This is a genomic window from Ideonella sp. sgz306126 (assembly GCF_056032705.1).
In genome coordinates, this window is sequence record NZ_JBVYWP010000004.1 from 539877 (window position 1) to 562851 (window position 22975).

Here is a 22975-nt window from a genome sequence, read left to right on the forward strand (position 1 = left end):
CCGCGCTAGGCTGCGGCGTCCGGGTGCTCTGCCGCCAGCTGGCGTAGCCACCCGAGCGCCTGCTCGCCGTTGTCCAGGACGCTCATCGGTGGCAGAGCCGCCAGCAGGCGGGCGCCGTAGCGAGCCTGTCGCAAGCGGGTGTCGCAGATCACAAGCAAGCCCTTGTCCGATTCGGTGCGGATCAACCGGCCCGCGCCCTGCTTGAGCGCGATCGCCGCCTCGGCGACGAAATAGTCGTTGAACGCGTCCCGGCCGTGCGACTTCAATTGCTTGACGCGCGCTTCCACCAGCGGGTCGTTGGGTGGCGGGAACGGCAGCTTGTCGATGATCACGCACTGCAGCGCGTCGCCAGGCACGTCGACGCCCTCCCAAAAACTGTGCGAACCCAGCAGCGCGCTGCGGCCCGCCTGAAAGCGCTCCAGCAAGGTCCGCTTGGCCGCGCTGCCTTGCACCAGCAACGCCAGATCGCTGCCCAGACTCGCCAACTCGGCCTCCATCGCCGCCGCCACCACGCGCAAGGCGCGCAAGGTCGTCGTCAGCACGAAGGTGCGGCCCCGCAGCGCCGCAGCGCAGTGCGCGGCGGCGCGCCCGACCATGGTCAGGTGCGCCTCGTCGTTGGGCGCCGGAAACCGCGGCGGCACGTAGACCCGGGCGTGGGCCGGATAGTCGAACGGACTGCCGACCCGCAGCTTGCGTGCGTCGTCGAGGCCGGCCGCCTCGCTGAACCAGCTCAGCGAGGCGTCGTCGCCCAGCGTGGCCGACGTGAAGATCCAGGCTCGCGCGGCCGCCGCCCGCTGCTCGCCCATCATCGCGCGGATGTCCAGCGGCGATTCGACCAACCGGGCCTGGTAGGGTGTCAGATCGACCCAGCGCACGCGGTCGGCACCGGCGGCCACCTGAAATCGAACGCATGCGGCCCCCAGTTCGCGCGCACGAGCCTGCAGACGGACGAAGTCGGGCGAGGCCTCCAGCACGCCTTCCAGCGCTTCGGCCGCCAGGCGAAGCCTCTCGGCCAGCCGGTCCAGCGGCGCACCCAGGGCATCGTCGCGAACCACGTCGTCCCAGCGACGCTTCAATGCCGCCTTGACGTCAACGAGTTCCCCGGCGGCCGCCAGCCGCAGATCGCGTGCCGCCAGATCGCAGGCTGACGAGAGTTCCGCCCACGGCGCCAGTCCCCTGGCCTGCTGCAGGCCGGCAGCCAGCAGATCGCGCGCGAAATCAACGACCTGTCCGGTGCCCAGGGTCTGACCGAGGAACTGGATCCCGGCCTCGACCATCTGATGGGCCTCATCGAACACGGCCACGTCGACCGTGGGCAGCAATTCGGCCACCCCGCTGTCGCGCAACGCCAGGTCGGCAAAAAAGAGGTGGTGGTTGACCACCACGATGTCGGCCGCCATCGCGTCCCGGCGGGCTTTCATCAGGTGGCAGGCGCTGAACTCGGGGCACTCGCCACCCAGGCAGTTGTCGCGCGTCGACGTGACCATCGGAATCAATTCGGAGCGCTCGTCCAGCCCCTCGAGCTCGCCGATGTCGCCGCTGCTCGTCGCCTGCGCCCAGACTTCGATCCGCGCCAGTGCCCGCACGGCGCGGCGGTCCGCCAACAGCGCGTCGTCGCGGGCCTGCGTCAGTCGGTGACGGCAGAGATAGCTGGCCCGGCCCTTGAGCAAGGCCACGCTGGCCGGCAGCGAGAGCGCCTCGCGCAATCGTGGCAGATCCCGAAAGAAGAGCTGATCCTGAAGATTCTTGGTGGCCGTGCTGACCAGCGTGCGGCAGCCCGACAGCAGCACCGGGACCAGGTAGGCAAAGGTCTTGCCGACACCGGTCCCCGCCTCGGCCACCAGCGCAGCGCGATCGTGGATCGCATGGGCCACGGCTTCGGCCATCGTCAATTGCACGTCGCGCGGGCGATAGCCGGGTTCGGCTCGGGCCAGCGGGCCATCGTCCGCGAAGGCCAGGCTCACGGCCCGCGCCAGGTCGTCGACATCGGGCGAAGAAATCGAATCGGCGACCAAGTCAGGCACGCCTCGGTGGCGCGATCCGGTGCCGTGGGGATGAATGCAGGATCTCGGACATCGATTGACGCGACGGTGGCAACGCGACAGTTTATATTGCAGCCCATGCGCTCACGCACCGACCCAGGCTTTCGTATCACCGCCGCCACCGGCCTGCACAGGGGCGATCGCGCCTATCAGCAGGACCAGGTGGAAATCGTTCCCCACCCGCAGGTCGCCGGCTGCGCATTGGGCTTGGTGGCCGATGGCATGGGCGGCAAGAGCGGGGGCCGCACGGCCGCCGACCAGGTGGTGATGACGGCGCGCCAGGTCTTCGATCGCTTCAATCCGGCCGAAGATGCCCCCGAGCCGATGCTGCAGCAACTGGTCATCGAATCGCATCTGATGATCAAGCTGACCGCCATCACCGCCGACGAGGAGCCGCACAGTACCCTGGCCGCGTTTCTCGTGTTGCCGGACCGCACCGGCTACACGGTGCATGCCGGCGATTCGCGCGTCTATCACTTCCGCGGCGCTGAACTGGTGCGGCGGACCATCGACCACTCCTACGTGCAGCGGCTGATCGACGAAGGCAAGCTCACCGAGGCCCAGGCGAATTCGCATCCGCAATCCAACCTGCTCACCGGCTGCCTCGGCACCCAACAGGACCCGCCCGTGACGCTGCAGCGCATCGACAGGTTGGAGGTGGGCGACTCGCTGCTGGCCTGCTCGGATGGCTTGTGGCACTACCTCAGCACCAAGGAAATGGGGACCATCGTCAACGCACTGTCGCCGCGCGAAGCCAGCGAAATGCTGATCAGCAAGGCGCGCCAGCGTGCGCGCGGCACCGGCGACAACCTCTCGCTCGCGCTGGTTCGGTTCGAGTCGCTGACCTGAGAGACCGCACCGGCGGCGTGGCCGGCTCAGGTCAGGTCAGGTCAGCGAGGTGTCGACATCGCGCCGCGCCAGCGCCAGGAATTCGGCGGACTGCATCTCGTGCAGCCGCGACACGGTCCGCGGAAATTCGTGGGCCAGCGGGCCTTCCGTATAGAGCCGCTCCGCAGGCACTTCGGCCGACATGATCAGCTTGACCCTGCGGTCGTACAGCACATCGACCAGCCAGGTGAAGCGCCTGGCCTCCGACGCCATGCGCACCGGCATGTGCGGCACCCCCGACAACAGCACGGTGTGGAACTGGCTGGCGAGTTCCAGGTAATCGTTCTGCGATCGAGGTCCGCCGCACAAGGTCTGAAAGTCGAACCAGACCACGCCACCGGCGCGGCGCCGGGCCCGCAGCTCACGGTGTTCGATGTGCAGCACCGGTGACTCTTCGCTCGCCTCGGAAAGGTCGTTGAACACCCGCTCCATCGCGGCATCGGCCTCGGCCCCCAGGGGTGTGTGATAGAGCAGGACATGAGCCAGCGAGCGCTGACGGTAATCCATTCCGTTGTCGACGTTGATGACCTCGAGCTTTTCCTTCAACAACTCGATCGCCGGCAGGATGCGGTCGCGGTGCAAGCCGTTCGGATAGAGCTGATCCGGATGGAAGTTCGAGGTCGTGACGATCGACACCCGGTTGTTGAACAAGGCCGCCAACAGCCGATGAAGAATCATCGCGTCGGTGACGTCGGCCACGTGGAATTCGTCGAAGCAGATCAGTCGGAAGCGCCGCGCGATGCGTCGACCCAGTTCGTCCAGCGGGTTCGCGATGCCCTTGAGGTCCTGCAGTTCGCGGTGCACCTCGCGCATAAATTCGTGGAAGTGCAGCCGCGTCTTGCGCGTCAGCGGCACGGCCTGGAAGAACGCGTCCATCAGGAAGCTCTTGCCCCTCCCCACCCCGCCGTACATATAGACCCCGCGCGGAATCGGCGGGCGCACCAGCATCTTGGTCACGGCGTTGGAGCGGCGGGCCTTGTAATCGGCCCATTCGTCCTGGCAGCGCTGCAGCGCAGCCACGGCGCGCAACTGCGCCGGGTCGCTCTGGTAGCCGCGCTCGGCCAGCAGCTGGCGGTAACGCGCGGTGACGGACGTGTCAGATGGATGCATGGCTTAGAGATCGCAGCGACGGGCGGGCAGGCGCGGCGCCCAGGCCGGCCTGTCGCCCGCTGCGACCGCGCGGCGTCAGAAGTTGAGCGTCCGCTTGTCGACCGCCAAGGCGGCTTCCTTGGTCGACTCGGACAGCGACGGGTGCGCGTGGCAGATGCGTGCGATGTCCTCGGCCGAGGCCTTGAACTCCATCGCCATCACCGCTTCGGCGATCAGCTCCGACGCCATCGGCCCGATGACGTGAACGCCCAGAACCTCGTCGGTCTTGGCGTCGGCCAGGATCTTCACGAAGCCGGTGGTGTCGCCCAGCGCGCGCGCCCGTCCGTTGGCCAGGAACGGGAACTGGCCGGCCTTGTAGGCCACGCCGTCGGCCTTGAGCTGCTGCTCGGTCCGGCCGACCCAGGCGATCTCGGGGCTGGTGTAGATGACCCAAGGAATGGTGTTGAAGTTCACGTGGCCATGCTGGCCCGCGATGCGCTCGGCCACCGCGACGCCCTCTTCCTCGGCCTTGTGCGCCAGCATCGGGCCGCGCACCACGTCACCCACCGCCCAGACGTTGGGCAGATTGGTTCGGCAGTCGCCGTCGACCACCACGGCGCCGCGCTCGTCGAGCTGCAGTCCCACCGCCTCCGGGTTCAGCCCGTGGGTGTTGGCGACACGGCCGATCGAGACGATCAGCTTGTCCACCGCCAGTTCCTGGGCGTCGCCCTTCGCGTTGGTGTAGGACACCTTGACACCCGTCTTGCCGGACTTGACCTCGGCGATCTTCACGCCCAGTTCGATCTTCAGGCCTTGCTTGCCGAAGGCCTTCAGCGCTTCCTTGGCCACGCCCTCGTCCGCCGCGCCCAGGAAGGTGGGCAGCGCTTCGAGAATGACGACTTCGGCCCCGAGGCGGCGCCAGACCGAGCCCATCTCCAGGCCGATCACGCCTGAGCCGATCACGCCCAGCTTCTTGGGCACGGCGCCCGAAGTTGCCCCGATGCGCAGCGCGCCGTCGTTCGACAGGATGCGCTCTTCGTCGAAGGGGGCCCCCGGCAGCGCGCGCGGGCTGGAGCCGGTGGCGACGATGACGTGCTTCGCGCTGACCGTCTCCTCGGACGCGCCGGCCACCTTGATCTCGTACGCCCCGTCCTTGGCCGCCGCGAACGAGCCGCGGCCATGGAAGAAGCTGACCTTGTTCTTCTTGAACAGATAGAGGATGCCGTCGTTGTTCTGCTTCACGACGCCATCCTTGCGCGCGACCATCTTGGCCACGTCCATCTTCAGGTCCTTGGCACTGATGCCATGGTCGGCGAAGTGAAGGTTGGCATGCTCGAAGTGCTCGCTGGACTGCAGCAGCGCCTTCGACGGAATGCAGCCGACGTTGGTGCAGGTGCCGCCCGGCGCAGGTCCGCCGGCAGCGTTCTTCCACTCGTCGATGCAGGCGGTGTTGAAGCCCAGCTGGGCCGCACGGATGGCGGCGATGTAGCCGCCGGGGCCGCCGCCGATGACGACGACGTCGAATTGCTTGGTACTCATGGGATGTCCTTGCGCAACCAAGGGGACGCCGCGGAGCCGGCTCTGCCGGGCCGCTGGCGGCGCCCCTTTGAGGGGGAGCGGCGACAGCCGCTCGGGGGTGGGTCAAATATCGAACAGGAGGCGGGATGGGTCTTCCAGGGCTTCCTTCATCGCCACCAGGCCCAGCACGGCTTCCCGGCCGTCGATGATGCGGTGGTCGTACGACATCGCCAGGTAGTTGATCGGACGCACCACCACCTGACCGTTCTCGACCACGGCGCGGTCCTTGGTGGCGTGCACGCCCAGGATGGCCGACTGCGGCGGGTTGATGATGGGCGTCGACAGCATCGAGCCGAAGGTGCCGCCATTCGAGATCGAGAACGTGCCCCCGGTCAGGTCTTCGATGCCCAGCTTGCCGTCCTTGGCCTTCTGGCCGAACTCGGCGATCTTCTTCTCGATCTCGGCGAAGGTCATCTGGTCGGCATTGCGCAGAATCGGCACGACCAGGCCACGCGGCGAACCGACCGCGATGCCGATGTCGAAATAGCCGTGATACACGATGTCGGTGCCGTCGACCGAGGCGTTGATCACCGGGAACTTCTTCAGCGCATGCACCGCGGCTTTGACGAAGAAGCTCATGAAGCCGAGCTTGACGCCGTGCTCCTTCTCGAACTTCTCCTGGAACTTCTTGCGCATCTCCATCAGCGGCGCCATGTTCACTTCGTTGAACGTGGTCAGGATCGCATTGGTGGCCTGAGATTGCAGAAGCCGCTCGGCCACGCGGGCCCGCAAGCGCGACATCGGCACGCGCTGCTCCGGGCGGTCGCCCAAGCTCTGGGCCACCGGTGCCGCCACGGCCGGGAGCGGCTTGGCCACCGCCGCGGCCACGGGCGCCGCCACCGGCGCCGCGGGCTTGGCCGCCCCCGCGGCCACCGCCCCCAGCACGTCGCCCTTGGTCACGCGGCCATCCTTGCCGGTGCCCGCCACCGAACCCGCCGCCAGTTGGTTGTCGGCCATCAGCTTGGCCGCGGCCGGCATCGCCACGCCTGATTTGTCGGGGCTTGCCGCAGCCGGCGCGGCAACCGGTGCCGCTGCCGCCGCCACCACGGCCGGTGCCGCGACGCCCGCCTTGCCCTCGGTATCGATCTGGGCGATCAGCTGATCCGCCACCACGGTGGCACCGTCGGCCTGGACCAGGGCCGACAGCACGCCAGCGGCCGGTGCAGGCACTTCCAGCACGACCTTGTCGGTCTCGATCTCGATCAGGATCTCATCCATCGCCACGGCGTCGCCGGGCTTCTTCTTCCATTGCAGCAAGGTGGCTTCCGCCACCGATTCGGACAGCTGCGGAACTTTGACTTCTACGATTGCCATTTTTGATTCTCTCTCGATGCTTCAGACGCATCGCGCGCTCACCGCCGCGCTGAACCGCCCGCGAAGGGGCGTGTTCGAGCCAGGCTGGCGGCGCGGCCCGCGTCCGCAAGTGCGTTATTTGGACAGAACGAAACCCTTGAGCTTGCCGAAGGCCTGATCCAGCAAGGCCTTTTGCTGCTCCTGGTGCAAGTGCGCATAACCCACCGCCGGCGATGCCGAGGCCGGCCGGCCGGCATAGCCCAGCTTCTGGCCTTCGAGCATGTTCTCGTGGATGTAGTGCTGCACGAAGAACCAGGCGCCCTGGTTCTGCGGCTCGTCCTGGCACCAGACGATTTCAGCGGCATTCGGATAGCGCTTGATCTCGTTGGCGAAGGCCTTGTGCGGGAACGGATAGAGCTGCTCGACCCGGATGATCGCGACGTCGCTCGACTTCTTTTCCTCGCGCTTCTTGACCAGGTCGTAGTACACCTTGCCGGAGCAAGCCACCACCCGCTTGACCTTGGCCGCCTCGATCTCGCCATTGAGTTCGGGGATGACGGTGCGGAAGTCGCTCTTGGTGAATTCAGACAGCGGCGAGGTCGCATCCTTGTTCCGCAGCAGCGACTTCGGCGTCATGATCACCAGCGGCTTGCGGAACATGCGCACCATCTGACGGCGCAGCAGGTGGAAGATCTGGCTGGCCGTGGTCGGCTGCACGATCTGCATGTTGTTGTCGGCGGCCAACTGCATGAAGCGCTCCAGGCGCGCCGAGCTGTGCTCCGGGCCTTGGCCTTCATAGCCATGCGGCAGCATCAGCACCAGGCCATTGGCACGACCCCACTTCACCTCGCCCGAGGCGATGAACTGGTCGATCACGACCTGGGCGCCGTTGACGAAGTCGCCGAACTGCCCCTCCCAGATCGTCAGCGTGTTCGGATCGGAGCCGGCATAGCCGTACTCGAAGCCCAGCACCGCCTCTTCCGAGAGGATGGAGTCGATCACCACGAAAGGAGCCTGGCCGTCGGCCACGTTCTGCAAGGGGATGTAGGTGCCTTCGTCGAACTTCTCGCGATTCTGGTCATGCAGCACCGCGTGCCGATGCACGAAGGTGCCGCGGCCGCAGTCCTCGCCCGACAGGCGCACCGGATAACCCGAGGCCACCAGCGACGCATACGCCAGGTGCTCGCCCATGCCCCAGTCGACGTTGATCTCGCCCCGCCCCATCGCGGCGCGGTCGGCAATGACCTTCTCCACCAACGGGTGCAGCTTGAAGTTGGACGGCACGCTCGTGACGCGCTCGGCCAGGCGCTTGACCTCGGCCAAGGGCAAGGCGGTGTCGGCCGCGTCGGTCCACTTCTTGCCGAGGTAGGGCGACCAGTCGACCGCGTACTTGCTCTTGAAGTTGGTCAGCACCGGGTCCACCGTGTGCTTGCCCGCATCCATCGCGGCACGGAAAGCCTTGACCATGTCGTCAGGCCCTTCCGGCGGGAGCACGCCCTGGGCGACCAGCTTGTCGCCGAAGAGCTTGCGCGTGCCGGGATGCTTGGCGATCGTCTTGTACATCAGCGGCTGGGTCAGCGCCGGCGTGTCCTGCTCGTTGTGGCCCAGCTTGCGGAAGCAGATGATGTCGACGACGACATCCTTCTTGAACTGCTGGCGATAGTCCATGGCCAGCTGGGTGCACCAGACCACCGCGTCCGGATCGTCGGCGTTGACGTGCAGTACCGGTGCCTCGATCATCTTGACGACGTCGGAGCAATACAGCGTCGAACGGGTGTCGCGCGGATCGGAGGTGGTGAAGCCGATCTGGTTGTTGATCACCAGATGCACCGTGCCGCCGGTGTAGTAGCCGCGGGTCTGCGCCAGGGCCAGCGTTTCCATCACCACGCCCTGGCCGGCAAACGCGGCGTCGCCATGGACCAGCACCGGCAGGACTTGCGAGCCTTCGAGGTCCCCGCGCCGATCCATCCGCGCCTTGACCGAGCCTTCCACCACCGGATTGACGATCTCGAGGTGCGACGGGTTGAACGACAGGCTCAGGTGCACCGGCCCCCCGGCGGTCGACACGTCGCTGGAGAAGCCCTGGTGGTACTTCACGTCCCCAGCCGGCAGGGCCTCGGGTGCCGTGTGATCGAATTCGGCGAACAAATCCTTGGGCATCTTGCCCAGCGTGTTGACCAGCACGTTCAGCCGGCCCCGGTGGGCCATGCCGATCACGATCTCCTGCACGCCCTTTTCACCGGCACGCTGCACCAATTCGTCCATCGAGGCGATGAAGCTCTCGCCGCCTTCGAGCGAGAAGCGCTTCTGCCCGACGTACTTGGTGTGCAGGTACCGCTCGAGCCCCTCGGCCGCGGTCAGGCGGTCCAGGATGTGCCGGCGCTTTTCCGCCGTGAAGGTCGGCTTGCTGCGGGCACTCTCCAGGCGCTCCTGCCACCAGCGCTTTTCGGTCGGATCGGTGCAGTGCATGAACTCTGCCCCCACCGAGCCGCAATAGGTTTCGCGCAAGGCCAGCATGATCTCGCGCAGAGTCATGTTCTCGGCCTTGCTGAAATAGGTGTTCGCGGCGCTGAACGTGATGTCCATGTCGGACTCGCTCAGGTCGTAGAACGCCGGCTCCAATTCGGGAATCTTGGGGCGCTCAGTGCGCTTGAGCGGATCCAGGTCGGCCCAGCGGGACCCCAGGAAGCGGTACGCCGCGATCAGCGACTGCACATGCACCTGCTTGCGCGCCACCGCGAGATCGGTGGAACTGGCCTTGACGGCAAAGGCGTTCGACTTCGCACGCTGGGCGAACGATTCGATCACCGGGGCATGGGCGACATCGCGATGGTCCGTGCCATCGGTCGCAGGCACGTTCTGCAGCGCATCGAAGTACGCGCGCCACGTGTCGGGGACGGAGCCCGGGTTGTCGAGGTAGGCCTCATACATCTCTTCGACGTAGGGCGCATTGCCTCCGAACAGGTACGAATTCGACCTGTATTGCTGCATCATTTCCGCTCACCTTTCGCCCTGGTTTCCAGAGCTTCGATGGGTTTAACAACCTTCCGCGGCCCGGCTTCACCGGTAGGCGGATCGCGACCCGCCTTGCTGCTTTGTCTGACCAACCAGCAAGGGGACACAGAAGGACCTGCATGTCACAACGGGCACTTTAGCACCGTTGCCACATCTTCCAACGCCGGCTATTGGACGCCTCGAATCCTTTACTTTCCTGACAATCCGCCACCCGGCCGGCATCAGAATCCGGCACGCATGAAAGAAGATGCCGTCGCCGCCCGAGTGATCCTGCTGCGTGCCGACGCCCCGGCCATGCCCGCGCCCGGAGCCGCCTGCACGGGCTGCGGCGTGTGCTGCGTGGCCGAACCGTGCCCGCTGGGGATGATCGTCAGCCGCCGTCGGCAGGGACGCTGCCGGGCACTGTGGTGGGAACCGGAACCGGGTCGGTATCGCTGCGCATTGGTGAGCCGGCCCGAGCGCGTGCTGCGGGGCCTGCCGGCGCGGATGGCGCCATGGATCAGCGCGCTGGCGCGTCGCTGGATCGCGACGTCCTCCGGCTGCGACGCCTGGCTCGAGACCCGGCCCCGTCGGCGCTGAAGCCTTGCGTCGTCAGGACGCAAGGCCGTTCTCGATATCGCGGAGTTACCGCGGCAGCCTAAAGAGCCAGACGCCGTCGCGCCGCGTCGTACTCCTGCCTCAGCCGGGCGATCAACGCCGCGGCAGGAACGACCTGATCGACCGCAGCGATGCCTTGGCCGCAGCCCCAGATGTCCTTCCAGGCCTTCTTGGCGTCTCCGCCGAAATTCATCTTCGACGGATCGCTCTCGGGCAAATGATCCGGATCCAGGCCGGCGGCCCGAATGGACGGCTTCAGATAGTTGCCATGCACCCCGGTGAAGAGGTTGCTGTAGACGATGTCGTCACTCGTGCCGTCGACGATGGCCTGCTTGTAGGCGTCTATCGCACGGGCCTCATCGGTGGCGATGAAGGCTGAACCGATGTAGGCGAAGTCGGCCCCCATGGCCTGGGCCGCCAGCACCGCCCCCCCCGTGGCGATGGCGCCGGACAAGGCCAGCGGTCCGTCGAACCACTGGCGGATCTCCTGGACCAGCGCGAACGGACTCTTGGTGCCGGCATGGCCGCCCGCCCCTGCGGCGACCGCCACGAGACCATCGGCCCCTTTGTCGATCGCCTTGTGCGCAAAGGCGTTGTTGATGATGTCGTGCATCACCACCCCGCCCCAGGCATGCACCGCATCGTTGACATCGGTGCGAGCCCCCAGCGAGGTGATGACGATGGGCACCTTGTACTTGGCGCAGACGTCCAGATCGTGTTCCAGCCGGTCATTGCTCTTGTGGACGATCTGGTTGATCGCGAAGGGCGCGGCCGGTTGGTTCGGATGGGCGCGGTCGTGTGCCGCCAAGGCCTCGGTGATCTCGGCCAGCCAGTCGTCAAGCTGCGACGCCGGACGGGCATTGAGCGCCGGCATCGACCCCACCACCCCCGACGTGCACTGGGCAATCACCAGCGCCGGGTTCGAGATGATGAACAGCGGCGAGCCGATGACCGGAAATGGAATGTGCGCGAGGGCACCCGGCAACCGGGACATCAGAAGGCCTCCAGAGCCATGTCGAGGACGCCTGCCGCCCCCTCAACGATGCTATCGCGCAGGCCTGGGGCACGGGTCAGCAGATGGTCGGCATAGAAGCGTGCGGTGGCGATCTTGGCCCGCATGAAGGCGTCATCTTCGCCGGCGGCCAGCCGTTCTTGCGCAACCAGCAGGGCGCGGCCCATCTGCCAGCCGGCCATCAGATTGCCGGCCAGCAGCAAGTAGTTCACGCTGCCGGCAAACACCGCGTTCGGAGAGGCCTTGGTCTGGCCGGCCACGAAGTCGACGACGTCGACGAAGGCGGCACGCGCCGCACCGAGCCGCAGTGCCATCGCCGTGGCGGCTTCCGTGCCGCTGGCGTTCAGCGCGGCCTCGGTGGCCTGGATCTGGGCGGCGATCGCCTTGGCGGTGGTGCCGCCATCGCGGGAGGTCTTGCGCCCCACCAGGTCGTTGGCCTGAATCGCGGTCGTGCCTTCGTAGATGGTCAGGATCTTGGCGTCGCGGTAGAGCTGGGCCGCGCCGGTTTCCTCGATGAAACCCATGCCGCCGTGCACCTGCACGCCCAGCGAAGTCACTTCCAGACTCATCTCGGTGGCATAGCCCTTGACCAGCGGCACCATGAATTCGTAGAACGCCTGGTTCTGCCGGCGCACCTCGGCATCCGGATGATGGTGGGACGCGTCATAGGCGGCTGCGGCCACCAGCGCCATGGCGCGACACCCTTCGGTCACGGCGCGCATCGTCATGAGCATCCGTCGCACGTCGGGGTGGTGGATGATGGCCGCCGACCCCGCCACCGAACCGTCCACGGGCCGCGACTGCACGCGATCCCGCGCAAACGCCACCGCGCGCTGATAGGCCCGATCGGCCACCGCGATCCCCTGGACGCCGACGCCGAACCGAGCGGCGTTCATCATCACGAACATGTATTCGAGACCGCGGTTCTCCTGGCCGACGAGGTATCCGATGGCACCGCCGTTGTCGCCGTACTGCAGCACGGCGGTAGGACTGGCCTTGATGCCCATCTTGTGCTCGATGCTGACGCAGTGCACATCGTTGCGTGCGCCAAGCGAGCCGTCCGGGTTGACCAGGAACTTGGGGCAGATGAACAGCGAAATGCCCTTCACGCCCTCGGGTGCGCCGCTGACGCGTGCCAACACGAGGTGGACGAGGTTCTCGGCCATGTCGTGTTCGCCCCAGGTGATGAATATCTTGGTGCCGAAGAGCTTGTAACTGCCATCGGCCTGCGGCTCTGCCCGGCTGCGCACCATCGACAAATCCGAGCCCGCCTGCGGCTCGGTCAGGTTCATCGTGCCGGTCCAGGTGCCGTCGATCATCTTGGGAATGAAGGTCGACTGCTGCTCCGGTGTGCCAGCGGTCAACAGCGCCTCGATCGCGCCGTCGGTCAACAGCGGACACAGCGCAAAGCTGAGGTTGGCCGAATTGACCATCTCCTGGCAGGCCGCGTGAATCAATTTGGGCAGCCCCTGGCCGCCAAACTCCACCGGGTGGCTCAGACCTTGCCAGCCGCCTGCGGTGTATTGCTGGAACGCCTCCTTGAAGCCTGGCGTGGCGGTGACCTTGCCGTCGCTAAAGGCCGAGGGGTTCACGTCGCCCGCGCGGTTGAGCGGTCCGATCACGCCCTCGTTGAGCTTCGCACACTCCTCCAGCACCGCCTGGGCGGTGTCGAAGCCGGCGTCCTCGAAGCCCGGCAACGACGCGACGGCCTCGATGTTCGCCAACGCCTTCATGGCGAACAGCATGTCCTTCACGGGTGCTCGGTAGGTCATGGTCTTGTCTCCGGAAATTTCAAAAGAAGAAAGAGCGCCGCCAGGGCGCCCTTTCCGGACGAGGCGCCGCCCAGGCTGCGCCAAGCACCCGGGGTCACAACTGGCTGACGAGTTCCGGCACGGCGGTGAACAGATCCGCCTCCAGCCCGTAGTCGGCGACGCTGAAGATCGGCGCTTCGGGATCCTTGTTGATCGCCACGATCACCTTGGAGTCCTTCATGCCGGCCAGGTGCTGAATCGCCCCCGAGATGCCGCAGGCGATGTAAAGGCTGGGCGCGACGATCTTGCCTGTCTGGCCCACCTGCCAGTCATTGGGCGCGTAGCCGGCATCCACCGCGGCACGGCTGGCACCCAGCGCGGCGCCCAGTTTGTCGGCCAGCGGCGTCAGCACTTCATTGAACTTGTCGCTGCTGCCCATGGCCCGCCCGCCCGAGACGATGATCTTCGCAGCGGTGAGTTCGGGCCGGTCGCTCTTGGCAATCTCACGGCCGACGAAGCTGACCTTGGCGCTGGCCGCCGCGGCGGGAACCGCCTCCACGGCAGCGCTCCCACCCGCGCCAGCCGCATCGAATCCGGTGGTGCGCACCGTGATCACCTTGACGGCATCGGCGCTCTGCACCGTGGCGATGGCGTTGCCCGCGTAGATCGGACGCTCGAAGGTGTCAGCCGAAATCACCTTGGAGATTTCGCTGATCTGCGCCACGTCGAGTCGCGCGGCGACACGCGGAGCGACGTTCTTGCCGGCGGCGGTGGCCGGGAACAAAAGATGGCTGTAATTGGCCGCGACGGCCAGCACTTGCGCGGCAACGTTCTCGGCCAAGCCCTGGCCAAGCCCCGCATCGTCGGCGTGCAGCACCTTGGTGACTCCGGCGATCTGTGCCGCCGCGGCGACAACGGCACCGGCGTTGTGGCCCGCGACCAGCACGTGCACCTCGGCGCCACATTGAGCCGCCGCGGTGACGGTGTTGAGCGTCGCACCCTTGAGGTGGACGTTGTCGTGTTCAGCAATGACGAGGATGGGCATCTCAGATCACCTTGGCTTCGTTCTTCAATTTGGCCACCAGGGTGGCGACATCCGGGACCTTCACGCCAGCACCGCGCACCGGCGGCTCCGAGACCTTGAGGGTCCTCAGGCGCGGCGCCACGTCCACGCCCAGATCGGCCGGCTTGACGATGTCCAGCGTCTTCTTCTTGGCCTTCATGATGTTGGGCAAGGTGACGTAACGCGGTTCGTTCAGGCGCAGGTCGGTGGTCACCACCGCCGGCAGGCTGAGCTTCAAGGTCTCCATGCCGCCGTCGACTTCGCGCATGACGGTCACCTCACCGTCGGCCACCTCGACCTTGGAGGCGAAGGTGGCTTGCGGCAGGTCGGCCAGCGCGGCCAGCATCTGGCCGGTCTGGTTGCAGTCGTCGTCGATGGCCTGCTTGCCCAGGATCACCAACCCGGGCTGCTCCTTGTCGACCAAGGCCTTCAGCAGCTTGGCGACCGCCAGCGGCTGCAACTCGGCGTCGGTCTCGACCAGGATCGCGCGGTCGGCACCGATGGCCATCGCTGTGCGCAAGGTCTCCTGGCACTGCACGACACCACATGACACGGCGATCACCTCCGTGACCACGCCCTTTTCCTTCAAGCGCACCGCCTCTTCGACGGCGATCTCGTCAAAGGGGTTCATGCTCATCTTGACGTTGGCGATGTCCACCCCTGTGCCGTCGGACTTCACGCGAACCTTCACGTTGTAGTCGACGACGCGCTTGACGGGAACCAGTACCTTCATGTCGCGTTGCTCCTGTTGTGTCACTCATGGCGATTGACGTTAACGTCAATCGCCGCATTCTAGTGGGCGATGGCCGGCTCGAAGCTGACTCGGCAGGCCGCGCAGCGCCGGACGCCACCGATCGGCAGCATCCGACAATGGATAAATAGAACGACCGTGCTATTTTAAGCTGAAACAGGCTCGCGCGTCGACTCTCTTTGCAAGCCATCGACGGCAGGCCGAGTAGACTCGCCGCCGATATGAGTTCACCAAGACACGGCACACCGCTCATCGGCGTTTTCGACTCCGGCCTCGGCGGACTGTCGGTCTTGAAGGCCCTTCACCAGCAAAGCGCATCGACGCCCTTGCTCTATGTCGCGGACTCCGGCCACGCGCCCTACGGAGAGCGCGATCTGGCGCATGTCGTGGATCGATCGCTCAAGATCACCCGCCACCTCGTCGAGCAAGGTGCCCGGACCGTGGTGGTGGCCTGCAACACCGCCACGGCCGCCGCCATCGACACCTTGCGCCAGCACTTCAGCGGATTGGTGTTGGTGGGTGTCGAACCTGCGATCAAGCCGGCCGCGGCACTCAGCGAAAACAAGCGCATCGGGGTGATGGCGACACCATCCACGCTGGCCAGCAAGCGCTTCGCGACGCTGGTCGAACGATACGCGCCCGCTTGCGAAGTGCTGCGCGTTCCCTGTCCAGGTCTGGTCGCGGCCATCGAGCAAGGCGACGCGGCCAAGGCCGACATTGAATCGCTGCTGGACCGCTTCTGCCAACCCTTGATGGCATCGCAATCCGATACCGTGGTGTTGGGCTGCACCCACTACCCGTTCGTGCGCGATGCCATTGCTCGACGCCTCGGATCGCAGGTCCAACTCCTGGACACGTCCGATGCGGTGGCGCGCCACGCGCTGGCCCTGCACGGCGCCACAGCCGCGACGGGCGAACCGCCTCTTCGCCTGCAAACCACCGGCGACCCTCAGGTGCTGGAACGATTCGCCCGCACCCGCCTGGGCCTGAACGCGTCGATCGAGACGTTGAGCCTCTGAGCGCGCCGCCGCCCCGCCCTGGCGACATGCCGAACCCGGCGGTGGTGCCCAGAACGGGGCTCGAACCCGTATGCCCTGTGAGGGGCGGCGGATTTTAAGTCCGCTGCGTCTACCAATTTCGCCATCCGGGCGGGCAGGCGGATTATCGCGTCGCTGGGTAGCCGCCCCTGAGCGGCAGGCACAAAAAAGGCTGCCGTGCAGAACACGGCAGCCTTTTTGAACTGGAGCGGGAAACGAGGCTCGAACTCGCGACCTCAACCTTGGCAAGGTTGCGCTCTACCAACTGAGCTATTCCCGCAGATCTGGCAGCTTGGAGGCGCGATCCAGAGTCGAACTGGACTAGACGGATTTGCAATCCGTTGCATAACCGCTTTGCTATCGCGCCGCCGCGTCACCAACTTCGTATTGCCATCAGGGGCCGTGATGAAAAAGGGAAGCCTGAGCTTCCCTCTTGGGCATCTGGAGCGGGAAACGAGGCTCGAACTCGCGACCTCAACCTTGGCAAGGTTGCGCTCTACCAACTGAGCTATTCCCGCACGGCTCCTGACGGAACACATTCGCCGCTTGCGCGCTTGGTGTCGCTCGGCATGAACGCTTGTTGAAGTCATTCATGCCGAAGCAGCGAAGCTCTTATTATAGGCAGATTTTGGTCAACTTGGCGAGCCCGAGATTTTTTTTCGACAAGCCCACCATCCTCCTGTCAATGCGTGATCGCGTCCACCCCACCGACCGGAGGCGCAGCCGTGACCTCAGCCTTGACGGAGGAAGCGGTGACCGCCGGTTCCTCATCCGGAAGGGGCGACGGCACCGCCTCCAAGGCCACCTCAAGCACCTTGTCGATCCACCGCACCGGCACGATCTCCAATTGGCTCTTCACGTTGTCCGGAATGTCTTGGAGATCCTTGACGTTGTCTTCCGGAATCATTACCAATTTGATGCCACCGCGTGCCGCGGCCAACAGCTTTTCCTTCAATCCGCCGATGGCGGTGACTTCACCACGCAACGTGATTTCACCGGTCATCGCCACATGGGCTTTGACCGGAATGCCCGTCAGCGCAGACACGAAGGCCGTGGTCATGGCCGCGCCAGCACTCGGCCCATCCTTGGGCGTGGCGCCGTCCGGCACGTGGATGTGCACATCGCGCTTCTCGAAGGCCTCATCCTTGATGCCCAGGCGACGAGCCCGGCTGCGCACCACGGTACGCGCCGCTTCGACGGACTCCTTCATCACGTCGCCCAACGAGCCGGTGCGAATGATGTTGCCCTTGCCGGGCATCGCTGTGGCCTCGATGGTCAGCAGATCGCCACCGACCTCGGTCCACGCCAGGCCGACGACCTGACCCACTTGATTGGCCTTCTCCGCACGTCCGAAGTCATACTTGCGTACGCCCAGGAAGTCGTTCAGGTTCTCGTCCGTCACCACGACCTTGTCGGCGTAGGTCTTGAGCTGGATGCCCTTGACCACCTTGCGGCAGATCTTGGAGATTTCGCGCTCGAGCGACCGCACGCCGGCCTCGCGGGTGTAGTAGCGAATGATGCCGCGGATCGCGGATTCGGCGATGTCCATCTCGCCGTCCTTCAGGCCGTTGTTCTTCTCCTGTTTCGGGCAGAGGTACTTCTGTGCAATATGAAGCTTCTCGTCTTCCGTGTAGCCTGCCAGGCGAATGACTTCCATCCGATCCAGCAAGGCCGGCGGAATGTTCATCGAGTTCGAGGTGGCCACGAACATCACGTCCGACAGATCGAAATCGACCTCGATGTAATGGTCACCGAAAGTGTGGTTCTGCTCGGGATCGAGCACCTCCAGCAAGGCCGACGACGGGTCTCCTCGGAAATCCATGCCCAGCTTGTCGATTTCGTCGAGCAGGAACAGCGGATTGCGCGTGCCGACCTTGGCAAGGCTTTGCAGCACCTTACCCGGCATCGAGCCGATGTAGGTCCGACGATGGCCGCGAATTTCGGCCTCGTCACGCACCCCGCCCAGCGCCATGCGGACGAATTTGCGCCCGGTCGCGCGCGCCACCGACTGGCCAAGCGAAGTCTTGCCCACACCCGGGGGGCCCACCAGACACAGGATGGGCGCCTTGACCTTCTCGACCCGTTGTTGCACCGCGAGGTATTCGAGGATACGGTCCTTGACCTTGTCGAGGCCGTAATGATCTTCGTTCAGCACCTCCTCGGCGTTGCCGAGATCGTGCTTGATCTTGGTCTTCTTGGACCACGGCAAGGCGATCAGCGTGTCGAGGTAGTTGCGCACCACCGTCGCCTCGGCTGACATCGGCGACATCAGCTTCAACTTCTTCAATTCGGCGTCGGCCTTCTTGCGCGCCTCCTTGGGCATGCGTGCTGCCTTGATCTTCTTTTCCAGTTCTTCCAGGTCGGCGCCTTCTTCGCCGTCGCCCAGTTCCTTCTGGATCGCCTTGACCTGCTCGTTCAGGTAGTACTCGCGCTGGCTCTTCTCCATTTGGCGCTTGACGCGACCCCGGATGCGCTTTTCGACCTGCAGGATGTCGACCTCATGCTCCAGTTGCTCCAGCAGCTTTTCGAGTCGCTTGGCGACGTCGAACAAGTCGAGTACCGATTGCTTGGCTTCGAGCTTCAGCGGCAGATGGGCCGCGATGGTGTCGGCCAAGCGACCCGGATCGTCGATGCCGGCGATCGAGGTCAAGATCTCGGGCGGGATCTTCTTGTTCAACTTGACGTACTGGTCGAATTGTTGGGTGACCGCACGGCGCAAGGCCTCGCCTTCGGACGAGGTCTCACCGGCCGGTTCCACGGGAATCAGATCGGCAACGAAATACTCGTCGTTGTCGGTAATGCTCGTGATATTGGCGCGCTGCACCCCTTCGACCAGCACTTTCACGGTGCCGTCGGGAAGCTTCAGCATCTGCAGGATGCTCGACACACAGCCGACGTCGAACATGTCGTCGGCCTTAGGTTCGTCCTTGCCGGCGGCTTTCTGGGCCACCAGCATGATCTGGCGGCCGGCTTCCATCGCGGCTTCCAGGGCCTTGATGGACTTCGGCCGCCCGACGAACAACGGGATGACCATGTGGGGGAAGACCACCACATCGCGTAGCGGGAGCAGCGGAAGGCTGATGGGTTCCGAAGGAAGAATGGGATGACCTGACATGGAATGCCTCACTTTCTCGTGCCCACATGGGGCCCGAGCGGTTGATTGCAAGGAGCCTGGCGCATCAGGGTGGCCGGCTGGGAGTGGGCAGTGAGGATCAGGCGCTCGCCTTGGCCTGCTCGCGGTAGACCAGCAGCGGTTTGCCGCCTTCGTCGATGATGTGGTCGTCCACCACGACCTTGGCGACCCCGTCCAGGGTCGGCAGGTCGAACATGGTGTCGATCAAGGCCTGTTCCATGATCGATCTCAGACCCCGGGCTCCGGTTTTGCGGGCCAGCGCCTTCTTCGCGATGGCGGCCAAGGCCGATGGCCGGATTTCCAACTCGACGCCATCCATCGAGAACAGCTTCTGATACTGCTTGACCAGCGCATTCTTCGGTTCGACCAGGATCTGCACCAACGCATCCTCGGTCAGTTCACCCAGCGTGGCCACCACCGGCAGACGGCCCACCAGTTCAGGAATCAAGCCGAAGCGAACCAGATCTTCGGGCTCGGCGTTGCGGAACACCTCTGAGACCCGCTTCTCGGACTTGCTGTGGACCGTGGCGCCAAAGCCGATACCTGACTTCTCGGTCCGGTTTTGAATCACCTTTTCCAAACCATCGAAGGCCCCGCCGCAAATGAACAGGATGTTGGTCGTGTCGATTTGCAGAAAGTCTTGGTTCGGATGCTTGCGGCCGCCCTGCGGGGGGACCGAGGCCATCGTGCCCTCGACCAGCTTCAGCAACGCTTGCTGCACGCCCTCGCCCGACACGTCACGGGTGATTGAAGGGTTCTCTGACTTACGGGTGATCTTGTCGATTTCGTCGATATAGACGATGCCCCGCTGTGCGCGTTCGACATCGTAGTTGCAGTTCTGAAGCAGCTTCTGGATGATGTTCTCGACGTCCTCGCCCACATAACCGGCCTCGGTCAGCGTGGTGGCGTCGGCGATCACGAACGGAACGTTCAGCAGCCGCGCCAAGGTCTGCGCCAGCAAGGTCTTGCCGGACCCGGTCGGGCCGATCAGCAGAATGTTGCTTTTGGAGAGTTCGACCTCGTCCTTGGCGCCCCCCAGGTGCTTCAAGCGCTTGTAGTGGTTGTAGACCGCCACCGAAAGAATCCGCTTGGCGGGTTCCTGGCCGATCACGTATTGATCGAGGCTGGCCTTGATCTCGGCCGGAACCGGAAGGTCGGACTTCAGCGTCTTGGTAGCGCCCGCCTCGGCCGGAACCTCGTCACGGATGATGTCGTTGCACAGTTCGATGCACTCATCGCAGATGAAGACCGAAGGCCCCGCAATGAGCTTCTTGACCTCGTGCTGGCTCTTTCCGCAGAACGAGCAGTAGAGGACTTTTTCGCCGGAGGCGCCTTTCTTGTCGGGCATGGAGATTCGAGCCTGGGCTGTGCAGTGAAGAGCGTGAGCGAATGATAGAACAATTGGATTCCAGCATCGGGCACCGGAAAAGGGGCGAAAACACCCTGATAAAGACCGCCCACCGGCGGGGGCATCAGCCTCGCTTGTCCAGCACCTGGTCGATCAGTCCATAGGTCTGCGCCTCGGCGGCCGACATGTAGTAATCCCGCTCGGTGTCCGCCTGGATTTTCTCCAGCGGCTGCCCCGAACGCTCGGCCAGGATGCGATTGAGCTGCTCGCGCGTCTTGAGGATTTCCCGCGCATGGATCTCGATGTCGGACGCCTGCCCCTGCGCACCGCCCAGCGGCTGGTGGATCATGATTTTGCTGTTGGGTAGCGAGAAGCGTTTGCCCTTGGCACCGGCCGCCAACAAGAATGCCCCCATGCTCGCAGCCATGCCGATGCACAGCGTCGACACATCGGGCTTGATGAACTGCATGGTGTCGAAGATCGACATGCCGGCACTGACACTGCCACCCGGCGAGTTGATATAGAAGGAGATGTCCTTGTCCGGGTTTTCGCTCTCAAGGAACAGCAACTGGGCCACCACCACGTTGGCGCTCTGGTCATTGACCGGGCCGACCAGGAAAATGATGCGCTCGCGCAGCAGGCGCGAGTAGATGTCGTAGGCCCGCTCGCCGCGGCCGGACTGTTCGATGACCATCGGGACCATGCCCAGGGCCTGTGTATCGGTTGCACTCATGGAAGTCCTTGTGGCGAAGAAATGCTGAAGTTGCTGGCGCTCATTATGTCGCTGGCCCGCATGCCCGGGACGCGCAGAAAAAAGCCCGGCCGCATCGGTCGGGCTCTGAGGTGATCGCAGATCCTGGCGGGGCGCCCCGGCGCCCTCCTGCGCGAGGAACGATCAGGCCGTCATCAGTTCATCGAAGGGCAGGATCTTGTCGGTGACCTTGGCACGCGCGAGCACGTACTCGGTGACGTTGTTCTCGATCACCACCGCCTCGACTTCGGCCATGCGTTGGCGATCCGACAGGTACCAGCGCACCACGTCAGCCGGCTTTTCATAACTCTGAGCCATCTCTTCGATGTGGGCCTGCAACTGTTCGGGCTTGGCCTGAAGATTGTTCGCGCGCACCAATTCGGCCACCACCAAGCCCAGACGGACCCGCTTCTCGGCTTGCGGGGTGAAGATCTCGGCGGGAATCGCCGCGTTCTCCGCGTCCTTGACACCACGTTGCTTCAGGTCGGCACGGGCGCCTTCGATCAGGCGTTCGACCTCGGACTCGACCAGGGACTTGGGCAGGTCCAGTTCAGCTGCCTTGACCAGCGCGTCCATCACCGCGCCCTTGTTGCGAGCCAGCACACGGAACTTGACCTCGCGCTCCAGGTTCTTCTTGACGTCCGCACGCAGGCCTTCGACGGTGCCGTCGGGAATCCCGAGCGCCTTGGCAAACTCGGCATTGACTTCGGGCAAGTGCTGGGCTTCGATCTTCTTCATCGTCACCAGGAAATCAGCCTCCTTGCCGGCCACGTCCTTGCCGTGGTAGTCGGCCGGGAACTGAAGCGGGAAGGTCTTGGAGTCACCCACCTTCATGCCGCGCACCGCGGTGTCGAACTGCTCCAACATCTGGCCTTCGCCGACCAGGAACTGGAACGCCTCGGCCTTTCCGCCGGCGAAGGTCTCGCCATCGATCTTGCCTTCGAAGTCGATGGTCACGCGGTCGCCCGCCTGAGCACCCTCTGCCGCCGGGCGCTGGGCGAAGGTGCGGCGCTGCTTGCGCAGGATTTCGACGGTTTTGTCGATCGCCGCATCGTCCACCTCCGCAGCGACACGGTCCACCTCCGCCGTCGAAAGGTCGCCCAGCTGTACTTCGGGATAGACCTCGAACGTGGCATCGAAGGCGATCGTGCCCTCGGGGGCCTCGTCCTTCTGGGTGATGTTCGGGGTGCCGGCCACCCGCAACTGCGCTTCGTTGGCGGCCAGTGCAAAGGCTTGCCCGAGCTTGTCGTTCATGACCTCGTATTGGACCGAGTAGCCGTAGCGCTGGCTGACGACCGACATCGGCACCTTGCCAGGACGAAATCCGTCCGCCTTCACCGTGCGGGCCAGCTTCTTGAGCCGCGTTTCGATTTCCGAGTTGATCTCGGTGGCCGCCAGCGTCAGCGTGATGCGGCGTTCGAGTTTTTCGAGGGTTTCAACATTCACTGCCATGGTGCGAACTCTGTAGTTTCGGGGTCTCAAATCGTGATCGGGACTGGTGCGCGGGGCCGGACTCGAACCGGCACGCCCGTGAAGGCGTCAGGACCTAAACCTGGTGCGTCTACCAATTTCGCCACCCGCGCGCGGCCGATCACGGCATCCATCCGGCGCCATTGCCGCACGGACC

General features: G+C 64.8%; 16 protein-coding genes and 5 tRNA genes. 3 read left to right on the forward strand and 18 right to left on the reverse strand.

Translation table 11 applies throughout. The features are described from left to right. Window positions 1–5: 5 nt before the first annotated feature. Window positions 6–2015, reverse strand: a complete 2010-nt coding sequence (locus AC0N04_RS14910; RefSeq protein WP_474283003.1) for an ATP-dependent DNA helicase — start codon at window positions 2013–2015, stop codon at window positions 6–8. Window positions 2016–2120: 105 nt separating this feature from the next. Here AC0N04_RS14910 and AC0N04_RS14915 point away from each other — a divergent pair, with 105 nt between their 5' ends. Next, entirely contained in the window at window positions 2121–2891 is a 771-nt protein-coding gene (locus tag AC0N04_RS14915) for a PP2C family protein-serine/threonine phosphatase (RefSeq protein ID WP_474283005.1), read from the forward strand. 36 nt (window positions 2892–2927) lie between these two features. On the opposite strand, the gene zapE is transcribed toward AC0N04_RS14915, so the two are convergent. The 4 genes from zapE to AC0N04_RS14935 form a co-directional block, all read right to left on the reverse strand. Beyond that, window positions 2928–4040 carry a cell division protein ZapE gene (gene zapE, locus AC0N04_RS14920; protein ID WP_474283008.1) on the reverse strand — a complete coding sequence of 371 codons (1113 nt, stop codon included), beginning with the start codon at window positions 4038–4040 and terminating at the stop codon, window positions 2928–2930. Window positions 4041–4115: 75 nt separating this feature from the next. Then, window positions 4116–5558, reverse strand: a complete 1443-nt coding sequence (gene lpdA / locus AC0N04_RS14925; protein WP_474283010.1) for a dihydrolipoyl dehydrogenase — start codon at window positions 5556–5558, stop codon at window positions 4116–4118. Between the two features lie 102 nt (window positions 5559–5660). Continuing rightward, entirely contained in the window at window positions 5661–6911 is a 1251-nt protein-coding gene (odhB, locus tag AC0N04_RS14930) for a 2-oxoglutarate dehydrogenase complex dihydrolipoyllysine-residue succinyltransferase (RefSeq protein ID WP_474283012.1), read from the reverse strand. 114 nt (window positions 6912–7025) lie between these two features. Beyond that, entirely contained in the window at window positions 7026–9884 is a 2859-nt protein-coding gene (locus tag AC0N04_RS14935; RefSeq protein ID WP_474283014.1) for a 2-oxoglutarate dehydrogenase E1 component, read from the reverse strand. A 258-nt stretch (window positions 9885–10142) separates the two neighbouring features. Between AC0N04_RS14935 and AC0N04_RS14940 the strand changes: the two genes are divergently transcribed. Continuing rightward, entirely contained in the window at window positions 10143–10484 is a 342-nt protein-coding gene (locus tag AC0N04_RS14940; protein WP_474283016.1) for a hypothetical protein, read from the forward strand. A 58-nt stretch (window positions 10485–10542) separates the two neighbouring features. Here the strand turns inward: AC0N04_RS14940 and AC0N04_RS14945 are convergent, their stop codons facing one another. The 4 genes from AC0N04_RS14945 to AC0N04_RS14960 form a co-directional block, all read right to left on the reverse strand. Beyond that, window positions 10543–11496, reverse strand: coding sequence for an NAD(P)H-dependent flavin oxidoreductase (locus AC0N04_RS14945; RefSeq protein ID WP_474283018.1), 954 nt, complete (start codon window positions 11494–11496; stop codon window positions 10543–10545). Beyond that, the gene (locus AC0N04_RS14950; RefSeq protein WP_474283020.1) at window positions 11496–13286 is read right to left on the reverse strand and encodes an acyl-CoA dehydrogenase; all 1791 of its coding nucleotides are present in this window, start codon (window positions 13284–13286) and stop codon (window positions 11496–11498) included. Before AC0N04_RS14950 ends, AC0N04_RS14945 begins: the two co-directional genes overlap by 1 nt. A gap of 94 nt (window positions 13287–13380) precedes the next feature. After that, on the reverse strand, window positions 13381–14310 hold the full coding sequence (locus AC0N04_RS14955) for an electron transfer flavoprotein subunit alpha/FixB family protein (protein WP_474283022.1): 930 nt from the start codon (window positions 14308–14310) through the stop codon (window positions 13381–13383). A 1-nt stretch (window position 14311) separates the two neighbouring features. Beyond that, window positions 14312–15061 (reverse strand): electron transfer flavoprotein subunit beta/FixA family protein, encoded by a 750-nt coding sequence (locus AC0N04_RS14960; RefSeq protein ID WP_474283024.1) that lies wholly within the window; start codon window positions 15059–15061, stop codon window positions 14312–14314. A 197-nt stretch (window positions 15062–15258) separates the two neighbouring features. On the opposite strand from AC0N04_RS14960, the gene murI reads away from it, so the two are divergent. Continuing rightward, a complete protein-coding gene (gene murI / locus AC0N04_RS14965) occupies window positions 15259–16098 on the forward strand; it encodes a glutamate racemase (RefSeq protein ID WP_474283026.1) in 840 nt (279 codons plus the stop codon). Between the two features lie 42 nt (window positions 16099–16140). Here murI and AC0N04_RS14970 read toward each other — a convergent pair. From AC0N04_RS14970 to AC0N04_RS15010, 9 genes are all read right to left on the reverse strand, one after another. After that, window positions 16141–16229 (reverse strand) — tRNA-Leu (locus AC0N04_RS14970). A 91-nt stretch (window positions 16230–16320) separates the two neighbouring features. Next, window positions 16321–16396: transfer RNA gene (locus AC0N04_RS14975), tRNA-Gly, on the reverse strand. Between the two features lie 13 nt (window positions 16397–16409). Next, a tRNA-Cys gene (locus AC0N04_RS14980) sits at window positions 16410–16483 on the reverse strand. A 75-nt stretch (window positions 16484–16558) separates the two neighbouring features. Beyond that, a tRNA-Gly gene (locus AC0N04_RS14985) sits at window positions 16559–16634 on the reverse strand. Between the two features lie 164 nt (window positions 16635–16798). Continuing rightward, a complete protein-coding gene (gene lon / locus AC0N04_RS14990) occupies window positions 16799–19231 on the reverse strand; it encodes an endopeptidase La (RefSeq protein WP_474283028.1) in 2433 nt (810 codons plus the stop codon). 97 nt (window positions 19232–19328) lie between these two features. Then, complete coding sequence (gene clpX, locus AC0N04_RS14995) at window positions 19329–20597, reverse strand: ATP-dependent Clp protease ATP-binding subunit ClpX (protein ID WP_474283030.1); 1269 nt, start codon at window positions 20595–20597, stop codon at window positions 19329–19331. Between the two features lie 124 nt (window positions 20598–20721). Further along, a complete protein-coding gene (clpP, locus tag AC0N04_RS15000) occupies window positions 20722–21330 on the reverse strand; it encodes an ATP-dependent Clp endopeptidase proteolytic subunit ClpP (protein WP_474283032.1) in 609 nt (202 codons plus the stop codon). A gap of 162 nt (window positions 21331–21492) precedes the next feature. Next, window positions 21493–22800, reverse strand: a complete 1308-nt coding sequence (gene tig, locus AC0N04_RS15005; protein WP_474283034.1) for a trigger factor — start codon at window positions 22798–22800, stop codon at window positions 21493–21495. A 44-nt stretch (window positions 22801–22844) separates the two neighbouring features. Continuing rightward, a tRNA-Leu gene (locus tag AC0N04_RS15010) sits at window positions 22845–22931 on the reverse strand. Between the last annotated feature and the right edge of the window lie 44 nt (window positions 22932–22975).